A 22,402-nucleotide genomic window follows, 5' to 3' on the forward strand; every position below is an offset into this window, starting at 1 on the left:
CTGCCTCCTAATGATTTTTCAGCGCATGATGAATGCTTCTTTTGCATTCAAGGAAATTTTCATCCAGAAAAATTTCCTCCATTCGCGGCCGCCCAAAAGGCACTTTATATTCTTGAACCACTTTAGCAGGCTTGCTGCCGAGTATTAATATTCGATCAGAGAGGTAAATGGCTTCTTCGATATTGTGAGTGACAAACAGAATCGTCGGCTTATGTTCATTCCAAATATCGAGAAGCCATTTTTGCATATCAAGACGGGTAAGCTCATCCAAAGCTGAAAAAGGTTCATCCAGCAGTATGATTGGCTGCGGGCTTAATAGTGCCCGGATAAAGGCGGTCCTTTGCTTCATGCCTCCTGATAATTCATGCGGAAAAGCATTTTCATAGTCACCGAGTCCGGCTTTTTGAAGCATTTTTCTGGCTGTTTCCGGATCGGGTTTCCCCATAATTTCCTGGCCAAGCAGAACATTCTGAAGGATAGTTCTCCAAGGCATCAGGGAAGGTGTCTGGGGCATATAGCTAATTGAACCGCGTTTGCCGCTGATTTCGGCATTCCCTAGCATTATGGACCCTTCCTCAGGCAGGAGCATCCCGCCAATCAGGTTAAAGATAGTGCTCTTTCCGCTGCCTGATGGACCTAAAATCGAAACAAACTCTCCTTCATTTACTTGAAAACTCAAATTGCTTAAAACTTGATTTGAATCAAAATTTTTCGTTAGAGAATTAACCGATAATTGTATCATTTCCTCCCACTCTCCCTGGACTTCCATTTAATAAGCAAACGTTCTGAAAGTAATATACCTCCAAAAAGCAGCAAACTTAACAGCATAATCGCAAGTATGGCTACAAAAACACGGTCTGTCCGAAAGGAAGAAGAGGCTAGAGTCATATAAACCCCTATTCCGGCTTTGGCTCCGAGCCATTCAGATATTACAGCACCCATCACACTATAGGTCGCAGAGATCTTTAGCCCGGAAAATAAAGATGGAAGGGAATGGGGAAGCTCCAGCTTCCAAAACAGCTGTCCTCTGCCGGCTCCAGCCATCAGCATATAATGCCTGAGATCTCCTGGAGTTTGCCGAAAACCATCCAATGCTGCAACAGTAATGGGGAAGAAGCATACCAGCGTAATGACAATAAGTTTTGGAAGTATGCCAAATCCAAACCATACAACCAGTAAAGGAGCCAGAACAATTATTGGCACATTCTGTGAAAGGATGAGAAGCGGGTAAACAGACTCTCTTATAAAAGGCAATAAGTGCAATATAACAGCTGTAAGCAATCCGATGGCAGTGCCAATGGCAAATCCACATAGTGAAAGCAGGACTGTCGATTGAAGATGCGGGCGGAAGCCCTCCCAGCCCAAAACTGCCTCCTGAATGATATCTGTCGGGGGAGGCAGGAGCCAAGCAGGGACTTCTGCCAGATTTACCGCCATCTCCCAGAGAATGAATAAAAGGAGGAGAACCGCAGCCGGCCTCCACCCTTTTCTGAATACATTGATCATGGACGGTATTTCTCCGTTAAATCACTCATTTCAATTCCAGCGGGCTGATAGAGAATCTTAACCTGTGAGATTACGTTGCTGCTGCCTTTTTCAATCATTTTTCTGTTCATGTCAGCAATGATTTTCAATAAGTGTTCTAAATCGCCTTCCATCGTTGTTTCAAGGGGATGCACTTCGTACTTAACACCGGATTGCTGAATAATACTGATCGCTTCATCAACGTATGGTATAACATTTTCCCCATCTTTTGTTTTTGGTATGATTTGAATGCTTACAAGTGCGTTTGCCATTTAATAAACTCTCCTTATTCCGGCAGGAAGTCGTTTGTAAATGCTTTGCCGGCATCTAATTCTTTATCTAATAGACCATTTTCATGCATCCAGTCTGCATAGTTTTCCCAGACCTCAAGCTTTTGTTCTCCCCATCTGGCAGCATCATCCTGATAGCGCGGGGATAGCCACTCCTGGCTCTTTTTGACCAATTCGCTGTCCAGGTCAGGAGCATTCTTTAACAAGATATCAGCTGCTTCCTCGGGCTGGTCGATTGCAAATTCATATCCTTTGGCTGCAGCATTTACAAATGCTTTGACAGTTTCCGGATCATCTTCAATCATTTTTTCACTCGTAGCCAGAACAGGCGTGTAGTAATCCAGTTTTTCTGAGTAGTCTGTGAGGTAGACCATATTAATCTTTTCCCCCCGAAGCTCAGCTTCTACACCTGTCCATCCGTAATAAATCCATGCGAAGTCTATATCTCTTTTAACCGCCGTAAAAAAGTCTGCATCTCCCATGTTCACAATTGACACCTTATCAGCATCGGCATTTTCCTTCTTCATTAGGGAGTCAATTACTGATTTTTCTACAGGAGCTCCCCACCCGCCATACGTTTTTCCTTCAAAGTCTTTCGGTGATTTAATGTTTTTTTCAGCAGGGGATGCAAAACCGGATGTATTGTGCTGAATAACAGCTGCTATCGATACCAGAGGCACACCCTGAACACGTGCTTCCGTAATGCTTTCCTGATAGCTGACACCGAAATCAGCCTTGCCTGATGCCGTCAATTGATCTGCGCCTGCTTCACCTGGCATGATAATTTCGACATCGAGCCCTTCTTCTTTAAAATAGCCTTTTTCTTTTGCCGCATATAAGCCAGTATGATTGGTATTTGGCGTCCAATCCAGTACGACAGTAACTTCCTTCAATTCTTGTTTGCTGCCTGCATCTTCATTTCCAGTCTTAGCATCCTGGCCGCTGCCGGCACAGCCGGATAGCAACAGAAGCGCAGTAATAACCGCAATACATTTTTTCATAGAGAAACCTCCCAAAAGCTTTTATGTAATAAGGAAAGTTGATATTAGTCTGCCCTGAAAAATAAAAAACGCCCCGGCATAATACCGGGACGCATATAAAAAACATTTTATTATGTTTAAGAATATGTTCCCTACGCCGGTATTAGCCAGATCAGGTTCAAAGGGTCAGCATCTTAAGGATGAAGTCTCAACCGGCACACCGGTTCCCCTACATTTCTTGCTATTTAATTTTAACAGGCATGAATACTTTCCATTATTTATTATAGCAGACAATATCAAAATGGACACCCTTTTGAAAGTTATTTCATTTCAATAGTCCGGCTCTCTTTCCAGGTTTTGAATTTCTCAATTTCACCTGTAATCTGGCTGACGGCAAAACCAAGTACTGCTGCATCATCGAGGATACCCATTCCAATTAGAAAGTCTGGAACCAGGTCGATAGGAGAGACAAAGTATAGGATGGATGCAATAATAAAGATAATTGATTTTTTGGAGATATGCCGGTAATCGCCTTTTGACCATGCCTTAACTAAATCGATCAGCAGCTGAAACTTTTCCCATATATCACTTAACGAAGATTTGTTTTTCTCAGCTTTAAGTGTAGCCTTTTTTAGAAGTCCTTTTGTTTTTTCGGGATCATCCGCATAGCGTTGTGCCCTGGAAGAAAATTTTTTATAGCCGTCCTTATAATCTTTCGTTTCTATTTCAGGCATAGCCATCACTCCTATATTGATAATTCGTAAAAACAGTTATAATCTATTATTTACCGCATACCTGACATGACATAAACATTTAACCAGGAGAAAAAAATGGAAATACCCTTCAAACCTGTGAAAATATTTTAGTGGGAGCTGGTATTTATGCTTGAGAAATGGCTGAAGGAATCAAATTATACAGTAATACTACCTGGAGCAGGTATGTCAACTGAAAGCGGGCTGCCTGATTTCAGGTCAGCCAATAATGGTTTATGGAACGGGAAAGATCCTGGGAAAATTGCCAGTACTGAGGCATTGAATGAAAATGTGAAAGAGTTTATAGAATTTTATCGGCACCGGGTAATCGGGCTCAAGGAGTGCAGCCCTCATAAAGGCCACTATATTCTTGCTGATTGGGAAAAGAGAGGCGTTTTAAAGAGTATTATCACCCAGAATGTGGATGGATTTCATCGGCTGGCAGGGAGTGAAAATGTATCAGAGCTTCATGGGAATCTGCAGACACTCCATTGCCAGCAATGCAAAAAAGAGTTCCCGGGCGAGGGATATTTGCATGGACACGTTCAATGTAATTGCGGGGGGCTGCTTCGTCCTTCAGTAGTTCTGTTTGGGGAGATGCTGCCTGAGCAGGCTTTAGATTTTGCAGCGGAAGAATCAGAAAAGGCAGAACTATTTATTGTTCTGGGGTCATCCCTGACTGTGACACCAGCCAATCAGTTTCCGCTGATAGCAAAACAAAACGGAGCAAAACTGGTTATTATTAATATGGAACCCACTGATTTTGACTTTTATGCTGATGAAGTGATCCATGAGCGCAAAATTGGTGAAGTTCTCGAAGAACTTGATCGTGCCTTAGTGCAGTGGGAGAATCAGAAATTATAAAAACTATGATTTTTTGAGCCAATCCCCTATAATGGACAATGAACATGATTACTGCTGTTTCAAGCGATATGATATATAAGGAGTGTTCAGCATGTTATCAAACATCGGTATTCCAGGCTTAATTCTCATCCTGGTTCTTGCTCTTATTATTTTTGGTCCTAAAAAACTTCCTGAAATAGGGAGAGCATTCGGGGAGACCTTAAAAGAATTTAAGAAATCTACCCGTGATCTCACTAAAGATGATGATGATGATAAAAGAAAATAGCCTAATGGTTTAGAAACCGGCTTTGCAGACGATTAGTCTTCGAAGCCGGTTTTTCTATTTTATCGCAGTCTAACGGGCAGTAAGACTCCCACTTCAAGACTCAGAGGAACCAAAGGAGGATAAGTGGGGGTCAAACTGCCCGTAAAGGCCCGATTGGTGAGATACAGTGAAACTTGCCGACGCGCAAGCAGAGGCTTAGTTGAACCAATCGGGTTCGTAGTGTCGATTGATCGAAGCGCTAGCGGAGATCTTAGCGACACTAGAACGCGACTAACAATCAGTGGGGGATAAGGAAAACCCCCACTGATTGAAGTTTCACTTTATGGCTTTCGAACCGAGTGAAAGGGTATAGAAAAGAAGGAAAAGAAAAAAAAGTTGACTAACATGTATATACAAGATAAAATGAAAGCGTAAACAGTTCATGTATATACAAGTTAGTTTGTGTGTAATGGATAGATGTATAAAAATCGAGAACGATAATAAGAACCTTATAACTGTTTTTTTCTTTAATATGAAAACGGTAACAGGAGGAGAGTGTAGAATGGCCACAAATAAAGAGTCAGCAGAGCAAATCGTAGAAGCTATCGGGGGCAGGGATAATATCGCTGCGGCCACTCATTGTGTAACAAGGCTGCGTTTTGCATTAAAAGATGAAGGAAAAGTCAATAAAGAAAAGCTCGAAGATATTGATATTGTAAAAGGTTCATTTTCTACCAATGGACAATTCCAGGTTGTAATTGGACAAGGCCTCGTTGATAAAGTATATAAAGAAATGACAGATGCAACCGGTATTGGCGAATCGTCAAAAGAAGAAACCAAAAGTGCAGCTGCCGAAAACTTAAATCCTCTGCAGCGTGGAATTAAAACACTGGCTGATATTTTTATTCCAATCCTCCCGGCTATCGTAACAGCTGGTTTGCTGATGGGAATCAACAACATTATGACAGCGCCGGATATTTTCTTCGATGATAAGTCGTTTGTTGAAGTTTATACAAACTGGGCTGATCTGGCGAGCATCATTAACCTGATTGCCAATACTGCTTTCGTATTTCTTCCAGGCCTGATTGGATGGAGTGCTGTAAACCGGTTTGGCGGCAGTCCGCTTCTTGGTATGGTACTTGGTTTGATGCTGGTGCACCCGGATCTTTTAAATGCATGGGGCTATGGTGCAGCAGAGGAAGTTCCGAAGTGGAATTTATTTGGTTTTGAAATTGAAAAAGTAGGTTACCAGGGCCAGGTGTTGCCTGTATTATTTGCTTCATATGTGTTGGCTAAGATAGAAGTATTTCTGCGAAAAAGAATTCCTGATGCGTTTCAGCTTCTGACTGTCGCGCCAATCGCTTTGCTTATTACTGGATTTCTTTCTTTTATTGCCATCGGACCAATTACATTCACGATCGGCAGCTGGATTACAAATGGAGTTGTCGGAATCTTTGATGCTGTTCCGGCCCTTGGAGGTTTGATTTACGGAGGATTATATGCACCTCTTGTTATCACTGGCATGCATCATACATTCCTGGCAGTCGATCTTCAGCTAATCGGCAGCATTGGCGGCACGTTTTTGTGGCCGATGGTGGCACTATCCAATATTGCACAGGGTTCAGCCGCTTTTGCCATGATGCTGTTAAGCAAAGGGAACGAAAAGCTGAAAGGGCTTGCGCTCACTTCTTCCATTTCAGCGTGGCTGGGTGTAACGGAACCGGCGATGTTTGGGGTTAACCTTCGATTTAAGTATCCGTTCTTTGCAGCGATTATTGGATCAGCTGCAGCAGGCATTTTCATCACTATTAATGGAGTTAAGGCACCGTCAATTGGAGTAGGCGGCTTGCCGGCATTCTTCTCCATCTTTGCGGAAAACTGGGGTGCTTTCTTTATTGGAATGGGAATAGCACTTGTAGTTCCGTTTGTATTAACTCTAGCTTTCTCGAAATTTAAAAAAGCCTAAATAAAATGATTGATGCCATGGAGTTCTATGATTCCATGGTATCGCCATTTTTAGGCTTGCTCAATATTTTATTATACCGGAGGTTTCATTATGAAGAAGCAATGGTGGAAAGAGAGTGTAGTTTACCAAATCTACCCTCGAAGCTTCATGGACAGCAATGGAGATGGAATAGGAGATCTACAGGGAATTATCTCAAGGCTTGATTACTTGAAAGAGCTTGGAATTGATGTGGTCTGGCTTTCTCCAGTTTATAAATCACCAAATGATGATAATGGCTATGATATCAGTGATTATCAGGATATTATGCGTGAGTTTGGTACTATGAAGGATTGGGAACAGCTTCTTGGAGAGCTGCATAAAAGAGACATCAAACTCATTATGGATCTGGTGGTGAACCATAGTTCAGACGAGCATATCTGGTTTTCAGAAGCAAGGAAATCGAAAGATAATCCATACAGGGACTACTATATATGGTGTGAAGGAAAGAATGGAAAGGAGCCGAATAACTGGGGCAGTAATTTCGGGGGATCTGCCTGGGAGTTTGACGAAAGTACAGGAGAATATTATTTGCATCTGTTTTCAAAAAAGCAACCTGATTTAAACTGGGAGAATCCGAAACTGAGAAAAGAAATATACGACATGATGACCTGGTGGCTTGAAAAAGGGATTGACGGGTTCAGAATGGATGTAGTCAACTTTATCTCCAAAGTGGAGGGTCTGCCTGATGATGAACCAAAGCCCGGTAAGAAATATGCTTCTGGAAGCAAGTATTATCGAAACGGCCCGAAAATTCATGAATACCTGCAGGAGATGAATGAAAAGGCGTTATCGAAGTATGATGTGATGACTGTCGGCGAAATGCCGGGTGTAAATCCGGAGTGGGCTCGGCAGTATACGGGGGAATCACGCAATGAGCTGAATATGGTCTTCCAATTTGAACATGTTAGCCTCGATAACGGGCCAAATGGCAAATGGGACCTCAAACCCCTCGATCTATTTGACTTAAAAACAAATCTGACCAAATGGCAAAATGAACTGGATGAGGTTGGCTGGAACAGCCTTTACTTTAATAATCATGATCAGCCGCGCTCTGTTTCCAGATTCGGGAATGATGGAGAGTATTGGGATAAGTCAGCAAAGATGCTGGCAACATTGCTGCATATGATGAAGGGAACTCCATATATTTATCAGGGCGAAGAAATAGGAATGACGAATGTCCGTTACTCAAGCATTGATGAATACAGAGATATAGAAACACTTAACTTTTACAAAGAAGCCCTTAACGATGGCTGGACAGAGGAAAAGGCACTGAAGGCCATCTATGCAAAAGGGCGTGACAATGCAAGAACGCCAATGCAATGGAATTCTTCCAGGCACGGAGGATTTACGAAAGGAACCCCATGGATAAAAGTGAATCCTAACTATAAAGACATTAATATCGAAAAGGCCATTGAAAACCCTGACTCTGTCTTTCATTATTATAAAAAGCTTATTGAACTTAGGAAGAAAAATGAAATTATTATTTACGGAAAATATAACCTTATACTTGATCATCATTCTGAAGTCTACGCCTATACAAGAACACTGGGCAATCAGACTCTTCTTGTCATGTGCAACTTCTATGGCGGAAACACTGAAGCAGAACTCCCTGCAAAGCTCCAGGGGGAAAAATTCGAACTGCTGATTGGGAATTATAAAGATATACAAATCAGCAGAACAATTAAACTTCGTCCATACGAAACTCAGGTGCTTCTCTTTAACGGTTAAAATGTGAGTTTTGTAAAACGCTACCCATATTTAAATACTTTACTGAGTTGATAGGAGCGGAAGGCGCGAGATCCTCGAAAATGCTGTCGCATTTTCTTTGTGCGGTGCACATCCTAAGGAGCTTATCCAGTGTCCTGCGGGAGCAGCGGGACAGGTGAGATCCCGCAGACGCAAAGCGTCGAGGAGGCTCACCGCCCGCCCCGCGGGTTTGCTGAGTGCCTGAAGCGGAAATCAACGGTCAGAATTGCAAGCATGTGTGCTTAATTTATATGCCAACAGCTTCTAAAAAAACATCTAAAAATACTTAAACAGGGTGATTCTAAATGAAACAACCGTGGTGGAAAAAAGCAGTAGTATATCAGATTTATCCGAAGAGCTTTAACGACACGACAGGAAATGGAGTCGGAGACATTCCTGGAATTATTGCCAAGCTTGATTACTTAAAAGAATTAGGTGTGGACGTCGTCTGGCTGACACCCATTTATAGATCGCCACAGCGGGATAACGGATATGACATTAGCGACTATTTCAGCATCCATGAGGAATATGGAACGATGGCAGACTTTGATAAGCTACTTGAAGAAGCCCATAATCGGGATATGAAAATTATTATGGATATCGTTGTTAACCATACTTCCACCGAACATCAATGGTTCCAGGAAGCAAAAAAATCAAAAGACAATCCATACCGGGATTTTTATATTTGGAAAGATCCGAAGGAAGATGGAAGCGAGCCGACAAACTGGGAATCCAAATTCGGCGGAAATGCATGCAAGGCAATATGATGAAGCAACAGGCCAATACTATCTTCATCTTTTTGATGTTACACAGGCTGATCTAAATTGGGAAAATGAAGACCTTCGCCGCAAAGTGTATGACATGATGGAATTCTGGTTTAAAAAAGGTGTAGATGGCTTTAGACTTGATGTAATCAATCTGATTTCCAAAGATCAGGATTTCCCGGATGATGACGGCTCTGTACCTCCGGGCGACGGCAGAAAATTCTATACCGACGGCCCTCGTGTACACGAATTTATGCGTGAAATGAATGATAAAGTATTCTCAAAATACGATAGTATGACAGTTGGGGAAATGTCATCCACTACAATTGATCATTGTATAAAGTATTCCAATCCCGAACGGGAAGAATTAAGCATGACTTTCAACTTTCATCATTTAAAGGTGGACTACCCTAATGGAGAGAAATGGGCACTCGCTGATTTTGATTTTACGGCATTAAAACAAATTTTATCAAAATGGCAAACTGAAATGCACAATGGGGGAGGCTGGAATGCATTATTCTGGTGCAATCATGATCAGCCCCGGGTTGTTTCAAGATATGGAGATGACAAACTCTATCATCATGAATCGGCTAAAATGTTGGCGACAGCCATTCATATGATGCAGGGAACTCCGTATATTTATCAGGGTGAAGAGTTTGGCATGACAAACCCCGGCTTTGACAGGATTGAAGACTACAGAGATGTAGAATCACTGAATGTTTATTCTATTCTTAAGGAAAAGGGAATGGCAGAGGAAGAAATAATTAACATTCTCAAAAGCAAATCTCGCGATAATTCCCGGACGCCTGTTCAGTGGAATAGTACTGAAAATGCCGGATTCTCCGATGGAACCCCATGGATTCCTGTCGCATCCAATTACAGGGAAATCAATGCCGAAAACGCATTGAAGGACGAGAATTCTATTTTCTATCATTATAAAAAGCTGATTCAGCTTCGAAAGCAGTACGATATAATTACCTATGGTGATTATGAACTGATTTCTCATGATCATCCTGATGTATTTGCTTATGTTCGAAATGGTGATAATGAAAAACTGTTGGTCGTAAATAATTTTTATGGGAAAGAAACGTCATTTCCACTTCCTGAACACATTCAAGCAGATGAATATAAAGAAGAAATCTTACTTGCCAATTACAAGCAGTCACCTTCTGCTGCGAAGACCATCCAGTTAAGGCCATATGAATCCGTTATCTATTATTTAAAGAAATAGAAAAATCCTCCCGGTATACGGGAGGGTTCAGACTGTGGACAAACTCGATGAAAAACGAGCTTGTCTGCAGTTTTTTTATTTAGCGTGTAATCGAGGCTGTTGATTTCCGTTCCAGGCGCTTCGCTTTCCTGCGGGCCGGCGCTGAGCCTCCTCGGCGCGTTCGCGCCTGCGGGGTCTCACCTGTCCAGCACTCCCGCGGGAGTCTTCGCGCCTTCCACTCCAATCAACAGGCTTTCTGAATTTTGTATCGCATGTTCTCCAAGTCTTGATAGAATAGGAATATCAATTGCTTGAGGTAAGAAGATGCTTTCAAAGCATGTCATGCGCTGGACAGCCCTGAGAGGGCTTAAAAAATTGTCGGCACAGGCGATGCTTACTTTCGCTACCATCAATTTAAAAAAGATGGCCAGCTGGACATGGACGGAGCCTAAAATGGTCTAGAAGGAAGCCAGAGGAAAATCGGTATATAAAGGAAAATGAGTGAAAATCACAAAAGGGCTTCGGAATGAGACCATTCCGAAGCCCTTTTGTCGACAAACTGAATTCTCCCGGTATACGGGAGGGTTTTCAATATTCCATAGGTCATTAAAACAGCATTCCGGCTATGGCGGCACTTAGCATAGATGCCAGGGCACCTGCAGCAACTGCCTTCAAGCCTAGCCGTGCAATGTCCTGCCTGCGGTTCGGGGCCAATCCGCCAAGTCCTCCCAGTAAAATACCCAATGAAGAAATATTGGCAAATCCGCAAAGGGCAAAGCTTACGATCGCCACTGTTTTATCAGATAAAGTCGGGATATCCGGCGCAAAAGCAGAATAAGCAACAAACTCATTCAAAATTAGCTTCTGGCCAATATAATTTCCTGCCTGTACGGCTTCTGACCATGGAACTCCTATCGCAAACGCGAGTGGAGAAAACACATATCCAAGTATGATTTCGAGTGTCAACCCTTCTAACCCAAATAACCCTCCAACCCATCCAAGAAGCCCGTTAATTAAAGCAACTAAAGCAATAAAGGCCAGCAGCATCGCGCCAATATTTAAAGCGAGCTCCAGTCCGACACTTGCTCCTTTTGCGGCTGCATCAATGACATTTGCAGAATCGCTATCGACTTCCATATCAAATTCCTTAGGCTCTTCTTTATCTTCCGTTTCAGGAAGCATTATTTTGGCCAGGATCAATCCAGCGGGTGCAGCCATAAAGCTTGCAGCCAGAAGATATTCGAGAGGCACTCCCAGTAAGGAATATCCAATCAAAACAGATCCTGCTACAGAAGCAAGGCCTCCGGTCATGACCGCAAATAACTCGGATCTGGTCATATTTGCGATATATGGGCGGACCACTAGCGGTGCCTCCGTTTGTCCCACGAATATATTGGCTGCTGCCGACATGGATTCAGCTTTTCTGGTCCCGAGAAGCTTAGCCAGTCCCCCGCCGAGGATCTTAATGAAAAACTGCATAATCCTTAAGTAATAGAGGACGGAAATCAGTGATGAAAAAAAGATTACAACAGGCAAAACCTGAAATGCGAAAACGAATGCAATGCCCGATTCATCTGTAAAAAGGCCGCCAAATAAAAAATTTATACCCTGATTGGCGTAATTAATTATGTCGTTTACCTTCATTGTGAGCCATTCCAGTCCCTTTCTTCCGCCTTCCCACTTTAAAACGAGAAAGGCGAAAATCAGCTGAATGGCAAGACCTCCCGCAACTGTTCTTACACTTATTGCCCTTTTATTGCTTGAAAGCAGGAAGGCTATCCCTAAAACGACAATAATACCGAATATCCCCCAAATAAAATTCATGTTTACACCTCTTCACTATGTAGTAGTTTTTTCCGGCAAAAATCAGCAGCAGTAATCCTATTCCCTTGTGAAACTGCTTGTAAAGCCCAATAGTTGTATTATGTGCAAAAGGAATAAATTCATGAAAATACTATGCATGAAGAAAGTAATGGGGATAAACGGAAAAAGATGAGCACTGGGCTCATCTTTCCGTATTTTTTTCAATATATTCAAATAAAAATGACTGGCCGTTTCTGTAAAAACGGGGATCATAGAGTCCAAGCCTTTCATCATCATCAACAAGAACGACAAATGGAGACCATTCATAAAGGGTTTTAGCTTCAGGACGCTCAGAAAACAATTTGTCCAAATCTGCAGCTTCTTTTGATTGAAGCACATACTGGGTTGTCTTTTCGGTGAAAAGAGTATCAGTGAATATGGTCACTTCATCATCTTTCTTTGTAATAACCGAATAAGTCCATGGTATAAACTCTGCCGATAGGGCAACTTGTTCATATTTTTCATCGTACTGCTTATAAATGAGGTAACCCTGAGTGCTTTGGATTACCACGTGAAGAAGCATAAAAGCCCAAGCCATTTTAAAATAATAGGGAGATTTTGATTTATTCCTTTTTGTAAAGAAAAAGGCTGCTCCCATTATGATCCAAAACACTAAATCAACAATTGGTATGGTACCAAAAGTAACTCTCATATTTGAAAAGGGCTCCAAATAACCTGTGCCCCATGCATTGAATAAATCACTTGTATTATGTATGAAAACTGCAAGCCATCCCAGCAAGAAAAGCTTCTTATCCTTGACTCTGAAAAGCAGGAAGGACAGCAGCAAAAAAAGCAGAGCCCACACCGGAGTCAGGAAAACAGAATGGGTAATCCCCCTGTGCCACATCTGATAAAGTCCTTCTGTATCCCAGAAGCGCGAGATGACATCAATATCGGGAATTTGACTTGCCCCTACAGCGGTAAGCAGATACGCTTTCCTGGAGTTCTTATCCATCCTCTGTTTATCAACTGCACCATATAGGCTCAAGCCAAATAAAGTATGAGTAATTGTGTCCATTTTTAACCTCCCTTTTTACGTTTAGTTTCCCTATTATAAGCCTCAAAAAGATTAATAAAAAGAAATATGCAATCTTAAATGCGTTGCAAACTTGACTTGAGAGCGATAAAATTGAAGGTATTGCAATAATTAAGTGACGCATTGATTGCTTAATCAACAAATTTTCATATAAGTAAGTGAGGAACTACTATGCCCAAAAATTTTAAAGAAGAAGTTTTATCCCGCCGCACGTTTGCGATTATTTCCCATCCGGATGCCGGTAAAACGACGCTTACCGAAAAGCTCCTATTGTTCGGTGGTGCCATTCGTGATGCAGGTACAGTTAAAGGGAAGAAGACAGGCAAATATGCGACAAGTGACTGGATGGAGATTGAGAAGCAGCGCGGAATTTCAGTAACCTCCAGTGTGATGCAATTTGAATATGAGGGAGCGCGTGTTAATATTCTTGATACGCCTGGTCACCAGGATTTCAGTGAAGATACATATCGCACGCTGACAGCCGTTGACAGTGCCGTTATGATCATCGACTCAGCTAAAGGTATTGAGGAGCAGACACTTAAATTATTCAAGGTCTGCCGCATGAGAGGAATTCCGATATTTACTTTTATGAATAAGCTTGACCGTCAGGGGAAAGCACCCCTTGAGCTCCTTGCTGAATTAGAAGAAGTTATGGGAATTGAATCTTACCCAATGAACTGGCCAATTGGGATGGGAAAAGAATTCCTTGGGATCTATGATCGGTTTAATAATCGAATTGAGCAATTTAGAGTAGAGGAAGAGGACCGCTTTATTTCCTTAAATCAGGAAGGTGAAATAGAGGGGAACCATTCTATTAAGGATTCTGGCCTATATGATCAGACGCTTGAAGAGATCATGCTGTTAAATGAAGCTGGCAATGAGTTTTCAAGAGAGAGAATAGCAAATGGGGAACTGACTCCTGTGTTTTTTGGAAGCGCGCTGACCAACTTTGGTGTACAGACTTTCCTGGAGTCTTATCTGCAATTTGCACCGCCGCCGCAGCCGAGAAATTCGACTGCAGGGGAAATAGATCCGCTGTCAGAAGAATTTTCTGGCTTTATATTTAAAATTCAGGCCAATATGAACCCTGCACATCGCGACCGGATTGCATTCTTAAGAATTTGTTCAGGCCAATTTGAGCGGGGCATGGCTGTGAACATACCAAGAATCGGCAAGTCTATTAAGCTTGCGCAGTCCACTCAATTCATGGCTGATGATAGAAGTACAGTTGATTCTGCAGTCAGCGGAGATATCATCGGAATTTATGATCCGGGAACTTATCAAATAGGCGATACATTAACAGCCGGAAAAAATAACTTCCAATATGAGCGTCTTCCTCAATTTACACCTGAGCTTTTTGTTAAAGTAACAGCAAAAAATGTCATGAAGCAAAAACATTTTCATAAGGGCATTCAGCAGCTGGTTCAGGAAGGTGCCATCCAGCTGTTTAAGACAGTCAAAATGGAAGAATACCTCCTGGGTGCAGTGGGGCAGCTGCAGTTTGAAGTTTTTGAACACCGCATGAAAAATGAGTATAACACAGAAGTATATATGGAAAGACAGGGCTCCAAGATCGCACGCTGGGTAGAAGGCGATGAGGTCAACGAAAACCTTTCCAGCGGAAGAAGCCTCCTGGTTAAAGACCGTTACGGCAAAAATGTCTTTCTATTTGAAAATGACTTTGCACTCAGATGGTTCCAGGAAAAGAATCCTGATGTAAAATTATATAATCCGATGGACTCGGAATAAAGCTGGCGGCCCTTTATGGGCCGTTTTAGCTTTCCATTTATTCCTTTCTCATTACTATTGACATATCTATCAATTGATAATATAGTATTAACACATACACTTTAGCGCTAAAAAGCGTTTAAGTTAGAAAGCAGAAAGTGTAATCTCAATTAAAGATCATGTCCGCAGCATAAGTAGAGTAATTGCCGGCAGCAAATAGAAACTGGATGGCTGATGAAAATCCAGGCAGCAATGGTCGAAATACAACTGCATCCAATATGGACAATACTTTTTAAGTGGGTAAGCAGCATTAGCTTATCAATTAGGGTGGTACCGCGGAGCTCCTTCGTCCCTATAGGCGAGAGGGCTCTTTTTGTTTGTATAAAATTACAGGCAAATTTAGGAGGAATACATTATGCATCATGATCAGTCAGCATTAAATTTAAAGCCCCTGGAGGCACTCATTGTCACTTTCATCATTTTAGGCGGAATCAGCTACTCGATTATTTTTGCCGGGGCAGTTCCCCATATTCCGGTTGTTTTTGCGATAATGGGGTTAATAGCTTATGGTTTAATAAGAAAAGTATCTATAACACAGCTGGAAAAGGGGCTTATTGAAGGTGCCCAGTCCGGATTAGGGGCTATTTTTATCTTCTTTTTAATCGGGATGCTGATAAGCAGCTGGATGGCGAGCGGCACGATTCCTACATTTATTTACATGGCTTTGGAAGCTGTTAATGGAAAGTTCTTTTATGCCATTGTATTTGTGGTAGCATCAGTGATCGGCATGAGTATAGGAAGCTCACTTACAACAGCTGCTACATTGGGAGTAGCGTTTATGGGAGTCAGTTCTGCTTTGGGGCTCTCGGATGCAATTACGGCCGGTGCAGTTATTTCCGGCGCATTTTTTGGAGATAAGATGTCGCCCCTATCCGATACAACGAACCTGGCATCATCGACAGTAAAAGTGGATTTGTTTGAGCATATCAAGACGATGGCCTGGACAACGATTCCTTCATTTATCATTTCACTTGCAATCTTTGCTTTCCTGTCGCCATCGGAGGCAGCTTCTGATTTCTCAAAGATTGCCCAGCTGAAAAAAACTTTGCTGGATGAGGGACTGGTGCATTGGTACTCCCTCATTCCATTTGCCATTTTGACTATAATGGCCATTAAAAGAGTATCAGCAATTATCACGTTATCTGCCGGCATCGTATCTGCATTAATCTTTGCCGTTATCGTTCAAAGCAGCTTCAGCTTGGAAAAAGTTTTGACATTGCTGTTTTCAGGATATGCTTCAAATAGCGGTTCAGAAGAAATTGACGCCCTTCTATCAAGAGGCGGCATGGAGAGTATGATGTTTTCGATTTCTTTGGTATTGCTCGCACTTTCTATGGGCGGTTTATTCTTTAAGCTTGGGATCCTTCCAGCTCTTCTGGAAGGGGTCAAAGGCTTTTTGAATCGGATATCAGCTCTAGTGGCGGCAGCAGCAGGAACAGCTATTGGGATTAATTTCCTCCTCGGCGAACAGTACCTGTCTATTCTTCTAACAGGAAATGCTTTCAGAGAGCCTTTTGAAAAAGCCGGGCTGCACCCAAAGAATCTTTCCAGAATCCTTGAAGATGCAGGCACGGTAGTAAACCCATTAGTTCCGTGGAGTGTCTGCGGAGTATTTCTAACAGGTGTTTTAGGTGTAGAAACAACAGCTTATATGCCATTTGCATTATTCTGTCTGCTCAGTCCTATAATCACCTTAATCTATGGATTTACCGGTTTAAAAATCGAAAAATTATAGAGGAAAGCAGCTGCTTAGGCTGCTTTTTTCTGTGGATTAGGAGCTGCTGTGATTTTTCATATTATAATTGACAGCACACTGATTGCTTGCATCGCAATAGCTGCTTTAATATAGTTAAAATGTGTTAATTTCTACATCTATCGATCCCAAGATTACCTCATCCAGTCATTGAAAGGAGCAGAATGTGTGCGAATAAGCGATTTTTCAATCAAAAGGCCAATTTTTACATTGGTTACGATGTTCTTAGTGCTTATTTTAGGAGTAGTCTCCCTCTTAAATATTCCATTAAAACTCATACCAGATCTTAATCCTCCTGTAGGAGTAGTAGTCACTTCGTATCCTGGAGCAAGTCCCGATGAAGTGATGGAAAAAGTAACAAAGCCGCTTGAAGAAAATCTGGCAACATTGCCGGGGATTAAAACCTTGACCTCTACCTCACAGGAGAGCGCAAACTTCATTTTGATGCAATTTTCCTGGACGACAGATATTGATGAAATACAAAGTGAGGTCATTCAAAGACTGGATCAGACACAACTTCCGGATGAAGCTGATAAACCGCGATTTATGAAGTTCGATCCTGCTCAGTTTCCGATTATCCAATTATCTCTTAGTGCAGATGAGGAGCCTGAAGCATTAAGAAGGCTTGCTGAAGAACTGAACCTCGAGCTGTCTAAAGTTGAAGGAGTAGCAAGCGTAAATCTCTCTGGAACTGCGATTAAGGAAGTAAGAGTGGAGCTGGACCAGGAAAAGCTGAGAGATTTCAAACTTAGCCAGGCTGATGTTGTGGATGTAATTGAATCCAATAATATATCAATGCCGGGTGATCCTGTTTTGACTGAGGGAAAAGAGCTGACAACCAGAATTATCAGCTCCATTGATTCACTCGATACACTTAAAAAACTTACGGTAACAGCAGACCCCGCAACAGGGAATAAAGTAAGCCTGGAAGATATATCAGAGGTTCAGCTGGCCAGCCAGGATGATCGCACCATCACGCGCACAAACCAGGCTCCATCTGTCTTACTGAGTGTCCTGCAGCAGTCCGATGCTAATACGGCAGAGGTTTCAGACCAATTTATAAAGCAATTGGATAATCTTCTTGAAAAGGAACAGTTTGAAAATATTGAATCAGATATTCTTTTCGACCAGGGGGATTACATAAGTCTTGCTATAGGAAATATCTCCAATTCACTGATTCTCGGCGGTATTTTTGCTATGATTGTGCTGTTTTTCTTTTTGAAAAATGTCAAAAGTCCACTCATCATCGGAATCTCTATTCCTTATTCAGTTATATTCACGTTTGTGTTAATGTATTTTTCTGATTTCACCTTAAATATTATGACTCTTGGCGGATTGGCGCTTGGAATAGGCATGCTGGTGGATAATTCCATCGTGGTTATTGAGAATATATACCGCCATTTATCAATGGGGAAGGATCCGAAAACGGCGGCAAGTGTTGGGGCAAAAGAAGTAGGAAGTGCAATTACGGCTTCCACCCTGACAACAGTTGCAGTATTCCTCCCAGTGGTATTTATAACTGGAATAATAGGTGAATTGTTTAAGGAGTTTGCCCTGACCATTTCTTTTAGCTTATTTGCATCTCTGGTTGTTGCCTTGACAATAGTGCCAATGCTTGCGAGCAGGCTCCTGAAGTCTCCAAGAACAAACACGGAGGCAAAAAGGCAGGAAACAGGCTTAATGCGATCACTTGAAAAATCGATCAAGTGGTCTTTGCGGAATCGTGCAGCGGTAATAGCTATAACCATGCTGTTATTGGCAGCAGGCAGCTTTGGATTGACCACAGTAGGCACACAATTCTTGCCAAATGCAGATGAGGGCTTTTTTACGGTGCGTATGGAGCTTGAGAACGGCACTGCACTTTCAGAAACAGAAAAGGCTGTATCAGCTTTAGAGGATGAATTAAAGGATGAAGAAGAAGTTGATACCTTTGTCAGTCTAATCGGAACTACACAGGAAGGGTCCTTCCGTGGCTCGAAAAATGCCAATATTGCTGAATTGTATATCAAAATGAAAGAGCTGGACCAGCGGGAAAGGTCTACTTTTGAATTTGTTGATGAGGTGAAAAAGGATCTGGAAAGTGCTGCCTCAAAGGTTAATGAAACTGCAGAACTCTCATTTAATACACAGTCTACAGCAGGTACATCACCGAATACACTGACCTTCAGTGTGAGGGACACAGATCCCAGCCGTTTAAAGGAAAATGTTGATAAAATCTATAATGCATTGAAAGACATTGAGGATGTAACCGAATTGTCGACTGATCTCATGGATACCGTTGAAGAAATTCAAATTACTGTGGACCGTGAAAAGGCTCTTGAAGAGGGTCTGGCTCCCGCCCAGGTAGCCATGGCAGTAAATGATGTAACCCGGGGCAATCGTGCTACACAAATAATAGATGATGAATCCAATATTTATGGCGTTTTTGTTGAGTACGATCGGGAAGTCACACAGGATATAGAGAATTTGAAGAAATTGCTTATTAAAAAACCTGATGGCAATTATGCCGCTCTGAGTGATGTAGCCAATATTGAGCGAGGAGAAGGACCGGTAAATATTCAGCGCATTAATCAGCAGGATGCTGTCCAATTTACATTAAAGTACAAATCTTCTACAAACATGGGTGCCATGTCTAATGAAGTGGATAAAGAAATTGCCGATCTGAAATTGCCGGATGAAACAGAAATCGTTTTTAGCGGTGACAGAGAATTGCTGGAATCATCCATTGATGACCTGGTTCTGGCATTTGTACTGGCAATCGTGTTTATTTATCTTGTCATGGCAGGCCAATTTGAGTCGCTTAAGTATCCGCTGGTTATCATGTTTACTGTGCCGCTCATGGTGATAGGCGTGGCAATTGCTCTTACAGCAACCCAAACACCTATTAGTTTAACAGCCATAATCGGGATTATTGTGCTTGCAGGAATTGTAGTTAATAATGCAATAGTCATTGTCGATTATATTAACCAAAAGAAAGAGCAGGGTCTGAAGAGCTACGATGCCATAATTATTTCAGTTAAGGACCGTGCAAGGCCAATATTCATGACAGCCTTAACTACTATACTTGGCTTAGTGCCTTTAGCACTTGGCATTGGAGAAGGAACAGAAATTAACCAGCCCATGGGAATTACTCTTATTGGCGGGCTGATCAGCAGTACGTTCCTGACACTATTTGTCATACCAGTTGTATATAGCTTTTTTGACAAGGATACATGGCGATTAAATAAAATGTATGCAACACCAGATGGGCACTTAGTACCAGCTTACCTGCTTGAAGAAAGAGTGGACAAAAAATGGAATCACGATAATGACGAAGATAAAAAACAGCTTCAATCCTCTGATGCTAAATCCTACAGCAGAGATGATATGGCAGCCATGCTGGAGGAATTATTAAAAATTGTAAAAAGAGATGACGATGATAAGAAAAAACAGAAACGGGATGATAATTTCTAGATCAGATAAAGGCTCCTTCTAATGAAGGGGTCTAATTTTTGCACTGAAGTCTAATTTTTAGATGGTGTTTCAGGAAAATATCTGGAAAATAAATTGATAATTGACCAATTTTCAGAGCACAATAAAAGCATCGACTTGTAGCTGGTGGTAATGAAATGAAAAAACTCAGTAAACTAGAAGCGGTTTTTTGGAGTATTGCATTGCCGGGTTTTAGCCAATTATTGGCGGGGCAGCTGTGGAAGGGGACATTGTTTGTCGGCCTTGAATTTATCATTAATGTTTACAGCCATTTTAATTCGGCCATCATGTACAGTTTTATGGGCGAAATTGATAAAGCTGTTCATGTCCTTAATTATCAGTGGCTCATGTTTTATCCTTGTCTTTACATGTTTGCAATGTGGGATGCATACCGCAGTGCTATGCCGGAAAAGGAAGAATTATCATTCCTTCCTTTTGTTTTCAGTGCCTATTTTGTCACAGTAGGTCTAATGTACTCAACAAAACTCAAATTGTTTGGGGTTTTTTTTGGGCCGGTCTTTCTGCCTATGATCTTTGTTATTCCAGGTGTAGTAACCGGTCTTTTGATCAGGTGGGTCATTTTGAAATGGAGAAGGCATCAGGTACAAAGTTAAGGCGGCACATTCCTATATAAAGACGGTAACCATTTGACTCCTTAATTAAAAAAGCTTTAGCACACTAATCAATTTAGTGTTTGTTAAAGCTTTTTTTCTTTTTTAAATAAATAATTTTCTAGAACCCCCAAAAATCTCTTCCATGAATCCGTACAGTTGTAATGAACAAAGCGGCCGCTTGTGATTAAATCATGAGGTGAAATCATTGAAATTTTTATCCGGCAAAGAAATGAATAAAATGGCAAAGAGTACATTGGCAGTAGTGATTGCAGGAGCATTCACATTCTCAGGAACAGCAGCCTTTGCAAGTGGAAATAGCGAAGAAGCAGATTTTGAAACAGTTGAATTAAAAAATGACCAATCAGCCAAAGCGATAGCTGAAACAAATAATGATGAAGCAGAATCCATTGACGATTCTAAAGAAAAGCTTGATGAGATTGAATCAGAAACACCATCTTTATTGCCTGGAAGCTTTTTCTACTTTGCGAAGCTGGCTTTGGAAAAAGTAAAGCTTGCTCTAACTTTTGATGATGTTAAAGAGGCAAAATTGCTTGCCGGTTATGCTGCAGAGCGTATGGCTGAAGCAGAAGCCCTTTTTGCTGAAGGAAAGGAAGAAGAAGCATTAGCAGCAATAGAAAAAGCATTAGAACAAATGGAAAATGCTGAAAACATTGTTGAAGAAGCTAATGAAGACTCTGAACAGTCTAAATCAGATGATGAGAACAGCAGTGATCTAATTAGCGAAGACGAATCAGCTGAGGATGAGGCATCTGAAGAGGATGTTCAGGCTGAGGATGATGTCGATGATGAGCTTGATTCTGATAATGACACAGTGGACAAGGAAACGGAAGAAGAAGTAAAAGAAATCCTTGCTCAAAATATCATTACCCTAAAGGCAAATCTGGCTAAGTTTTCAGATAGGTTCGATGAAAATCATCCTGCTATTTTAGCGATGCAAAAGAACATTGCTAAGTTCTCTGAAAAATGGTCGGACCAATTGATCGGCCTGGAAAAAGGATATGCTGGAAATGACCAGGATGGGCAGGCTGCAGAAGAGCCTGAACCAGTTAAATCTGAAGAAGCTTTTTCAGAAATGGAATCAGCAGACGATTCAGCGAAAGAAATTGATGAATCAGCTTCTGAAGAAGAAGCTGTGACACGTGCAGCTCCCGTGAAGGTGTCTAAAGAATCAAAAAATGCAGCCAAGGCTGAGAAGAAAAAGGCACATGAAGAAGCAAAAGTTTTAGAAGCCAATAAGAGAGCGGAAGCAAAGGCTGCACGTGAAGAAGCTAGAAAAGCAGCAAAAGAAGCACGCGAAGCAGCTAAAGAAGCTGAAAGAGAAGCACGCGAGGCAGCTAGAAAAGCAGCAAAAGAACAGCAGGCAAAGAAAGTTGAAGAAAAGCAGACTGAGGCAAAAAGCCATGCCAGCAAGGGAAAAGAGAGAGCTGAACAGGCAAAAGGTCAAGGGAAAGAGAATAAAGGCAACTAATTTTATCTG

Annotated in this window: 17 protein-coding genes, 1 pseudogene and 1 riboswitch; of the genes and pseudogenes, 11 read left to right on the forward strand and 7 right to left on the reverse strand. The window is 41.7% G+C overall.

Going from position 1 to position 22,402, the window contains the following annotated elements; translation table 11 throughout:
• Window positions 1–7 precede the first annotated feature (7 nt).
• From NAF01_RS07665 to NAF01_RS07685, 5 genes are all read right to left on the reverse strand, one after another.
• Window positions 8–742, reverse strand: coding sequence for an ABC transporter ATP-binding protein (locus NAF01_RS07665; RefSeq protein WP_250802059.1), 735 nt, complete (start codon window positions 740–742; stop codon window positions 8–10).
• The gene (locus NAF01_RS07670) at window positions 739–1,506 is read right to left on the reverse strand and encodes an ABC transporter permease (RefSeq protein WP_048009121.1); all 768 of its coding nucleotides are present in this window, start codon (window positions 1,504–1,506) and stop codon (window positions 739–741) included. The genes NAF01_RS07665 and NAF01_RS07670 overlap by 4 nt, the downstream gene beginning before the upstream one ends.
• Window positions 1,503–1,796: a thiamine-binding protein gene (locus tag NAF01_RS07675; RefSeq protein ID WP_048009122.1), complete on the reverse strand. Its 294-nt coding sequence runs from the start codon at window positions 1,794–1,796 to the stop codon at window positions 1,503–1,505. Before NAF01_RS07675 ends, NAF01_RS07670 begins: the two co-directional genes overlap by 4 nt.
• A gap of 14 nt (window positions 1,797–1,810) precedes the next feature.
• A complete protein-coding gene (locus NAF01_RS07680) occupies window positions 1,811–2,815 on the reverse strand; it encodes an ABC transporter substrate-binding protein (RefSeq protein ID WP_250802060.1) in 1,005 nt (334 codons plus the stop codon).
• A gap of 111 nt (window positions 2,816–2,926) precedes the next feature.
• Window positions 2,927–3,035: riboswitch (TPP riboswitch) on the reverse strand.
• Window positions 3,036–3,114: 79 nt separating this feature from the next.
• A complete protein-coding gene (locus NAF01_RS07685) occupies window positions 3,115–3,528 on the reverse strand; it encodes a YkvA family protein (RefSeq protein WP_163142747.1) in 414 nt (137 codons plus the stop codon).
• A 147-nt stretch (window positions 3,529–3,675) separates the two neighbouring features.
• On the opposite strand from NAF01_RS07685, the gene NAF01_RS07690 reads away from it, so the two are divergent.
• The 6 genes and pseudogenes from NAF01_RS07690 (at window position 3,676) to NAF01_RS07715 (ending at window position 10,841) form a co-directional block, all read left to right on the forward strand.
• Window positions 3,676–4,410, forward strand: coding sequence for an NAD-dependent deacylase (locus NAF01_RS07690; RefSeq protein ID WP_250802061.1), 735 nt, complete (start codon window positions 3,676–3,678; stop codon window positions 4,408–4,410).
• Between the two features lie 91 nt (window positions 4,411–4,501).
• Window positions 4,502–4,675 (forward strand): twin-arginine translocase TatA/TatE family subunit, encoded by a 174-nt coding sequence (tatA, locus tag NAF01_RS07695; protein WP_035327434.1) that lies wholly within the window; start codon window positions 4,502–4,504, stop codon window positions 4,673–4,675.
• A gap of 541 nt (window positions 4,676–5,216) precedes the next feature.
• Entirely contained in the window at window positions 5,217–6,620 is a 1,404-nt protein-coding gene (gene treP / locus NAF01_RS07700; RefSeq protein WP_048011647.1) for a PTS system trehalose-specific EIIBC component, read from the forward strand.
• 90 nt (window positions 6,621–6,710) lie between these two features.
• The gene (locus NAF01_RS07705; protein ID WP_250802062.1) at window positions 6,711–8,387 is read left to right on the forward strand and encodes a glycoside hydrolase family 13 protein; all 1,677 of its coding nucleotides are present in this window, start codon (window positions 6,711–6,713) and stop codon (window positions 8,385–8,387) included.
• 323 nt (window positions 8,388–8,710) lie between these two features.
• Window positions 8,711–10,400 (forward strand): annotated as a pseudogene (treC, locus tag NAF01_RS07710) (alpha,alpha-phosphotrehalase).
• 303 nt (window positions 10,401–10,703) lie between these two features.
• Complete coding sequence (locus NAF01_RS07715; protein ID WP_250802063.1) at window positions 10,704–10,841, forward strand: transposase; 138 nt, start codon at window positions 10,704–10,706, stop codon at window positions 10,839–10,841.
• Window positions 10,842–10,985: 144 nt separating this feature from the next.
• Here NAF01_RS07715 and NAF01_RS07720 read toward each other — a convergent pair whose 3' ends face one another.
• Window positions 10,986–12,203, reverse strand: a complete 1,218-nt coding sequence (locus tag NAF01_RS07720; RefSeq protein WP_250802064.1) for a NupC/NupG family nucleoside CNT transporter — start codon at window positions 12,201–12,203, stop codon at window positions 10,986–10,988.
• Between the two features lie 181 nt (window positions 12,204–12,384).
• On the reverse strand, window positions 12,385–13,260 hold the full coding sequence (locus tag NAF01_RS07725; RefSeq protein WP_250802065.1) for a metal-dependent hydrolase: 876 nt from the start codon (window positions 13,258–13,260) through the stop codon (window positions 12,385–12,387).
• A gap of 189 nt (window positions 13,261–13,449) precedes the next feature.
• On the opposite strand from NAF01_RS07725, the gene NAF01_RS07730 reads away from it, so the two are divergent.
• From NAF01_RS07730 to NAF01_RS07750, 5 genes are all read left to right on the forward strand, one after another.
• On the forward strand, window positions 13,450–15,027 hold the full coding sequence (locus NAF01_RS07730) for a peptide chain release factor 3 (protein WP_250802066.1): 1,578 nt from the start codon (window positions 13,450–13,452) through the stop codon (window positions 15,025–15,027).
• A 394-nt stretch (window positions 15,028–15,421) separates the two neighbouring features.
• A complete protein-coding gene (gene nhaC / locus NAF01_RS07735; protein WP_250802067.1) occupies window positions 15,422–16,801 on the forward strand; it encodes a Na+/H+ antiporter NhaC in 1,380 nt (459 codons plus the stop codon).
• A gap of 186 nt (window positions 16,802–16,987) precedes the next feature.
• Window positions 16,988–20,272: an efflux RND transporter permease subunit gene (locus NAF01_RS07740; RefSeq protein ID WP_250802068.1), complete on the forward strand. Its 3,285-nt coding sequence runs from the start codon at window positions 16,988–16,990 to the stop codon at window positions 20,270–20,272.
• Between the two features lie 155 nt (window positions 20,273–20,427).
• Entirely contained in the window at window positions 20,428–20,904 is a 477-nt protein-coding gene (locus tag NAF01_RS07745) for a hypothetical protein (RefSeq protein WP_250802069.1), read from the forward strand.
• Between the two features lie 196 nt (window positions 20,905–21,100).
• The gene (locus NAF01_RS07750) at window positions 21,101–22,393 is read left to right on the forward strand and encodes a DUF5667 domain-containing protein (protein WP_250802070.1); all 1,293 of its coding nucleotides are present in this window, start codon (window positions 21,101–21,103) and stop codon (window positions 22,391–22,393) included.
• Window positions 22,394–22,402 lie beyond the last annotated feature (9 nt).

Source organism: Cytobacillus firmus (assembly GCF_023657595.1).
Taxonomy (GTDB): domain Bacteria; phylum Bacillota; class Bacilli; order Bacillales; family Cytobacillaceae; genus Cytobacillus; species Cytobacillus firmus_B.

Excerpts from the sequence above, each read along its gene's own strand:
- NAF01_RS07665 (WP_250802059.1), bottom strand. The coding sequence starts at position 742 with ATGATACAATTATCGGTTAATTCTCTAACGAAAAATTTTGATTCAAAT.
- NAF01_RS07670 (WP_048009121.1), bottom strand. The coding sequence starts at position 1,506 with ATGATCAATGTATTCAGAAAAGGGTGGAGGCCGGCTGCGGTTCTCCTC.
- NAF01_RS07675 (WP_048009122.1), bottom strand. The coding sequence starts at position 1,796 with ATGGCAAACGCACTTGTAAGCATTCAAATCATACCAAAAACAAAAGAT.
- NAF01_RS07680 (WP_250802060.1), bottom strand. The coding sequence starts at position 2,815 with ATGAAAAAATGTATTGCGGTTATTACTGCGCTTCTGTTGCTATCCGGC.
- NAF01_RS07685 (WP_163142747.1), bottom strand. The coding sequence starts at position 3,528 with ATGCCTGAAATAGAAACGAAAGATTATAAGGACGGCTATAAAAAATTT.
- NAF01_RS07690 (WP_250802061.1), top strand. The coding sequence starts at position 3,676 with ATGCTTGAGAAATGGCTGAAGGAATCAAATTATACAGTAATACTACCT.
- tatA (WP_035327434.1), top strand. The coding sequence starts at position 4,502 with ATGTTATCAAACATCGGTATTCCAGGCTTAATTCTCATCCTGGTTCTT.
- treP (WP_048011647.1), top strand. The coding sequence starts at position 5,217 with ATGGCCACAAATAAAGAGTCAGCAGAGCAAATCGTAGAAGCTATCGGG.
- NAF01_RS07705 (WP_250802062.1), top strand. The coding sequence starts at position 6,711 with ATGAAGAAGCAATGGTGGAAAGAGAGTGTAGTTTACCAAATCTACCCT.
- NAF01_RS07715 (WP_250802063.1), top strand. The coding sequence starts at position 10,704 with ATGCTTTCAAAGCATGTCATGCGCTGGACAGCCCTGAGAGGGCTTAAA.
- NAF01_RS07720 (WP_250802064.1), bottom strand. The coding sequence starts at position 12,203 with ATGAATTTTATTTGGGGGATATTCGGTATTATTGTCGTTTTAGGGATA.
- NAF01_RS07725 (WP_250802065.1), bottom strand. The coding sequence starts at position 13,260 with ATGGACACAATTACTCATACTTTATTTGGCTTGAGCCTATATGGTGCA.
- NAF01_RS07730 (WP_250802066.1), top strand. The coding sequence starts at position 13,450 with ATGCCCAAAAATTTTAAAGAAGAAGTTTTATCCCGCCGCACGTTTGCG.
- nhaC (WP_250802067.1), top strand. The coding sequence starts at position 15,422 with ATGCATCATGATCAGTCAGCATTAAATTTAAAGCCCCTGGAGGCACTC.
- NAF01_RS07745 (WP_250802069.1), top strand. The coding sequence starts at position 20,428 with ATGAAAAAACTCAGTAAACTAGAAGCGGTTTTTTGGAGTATTGCATTG.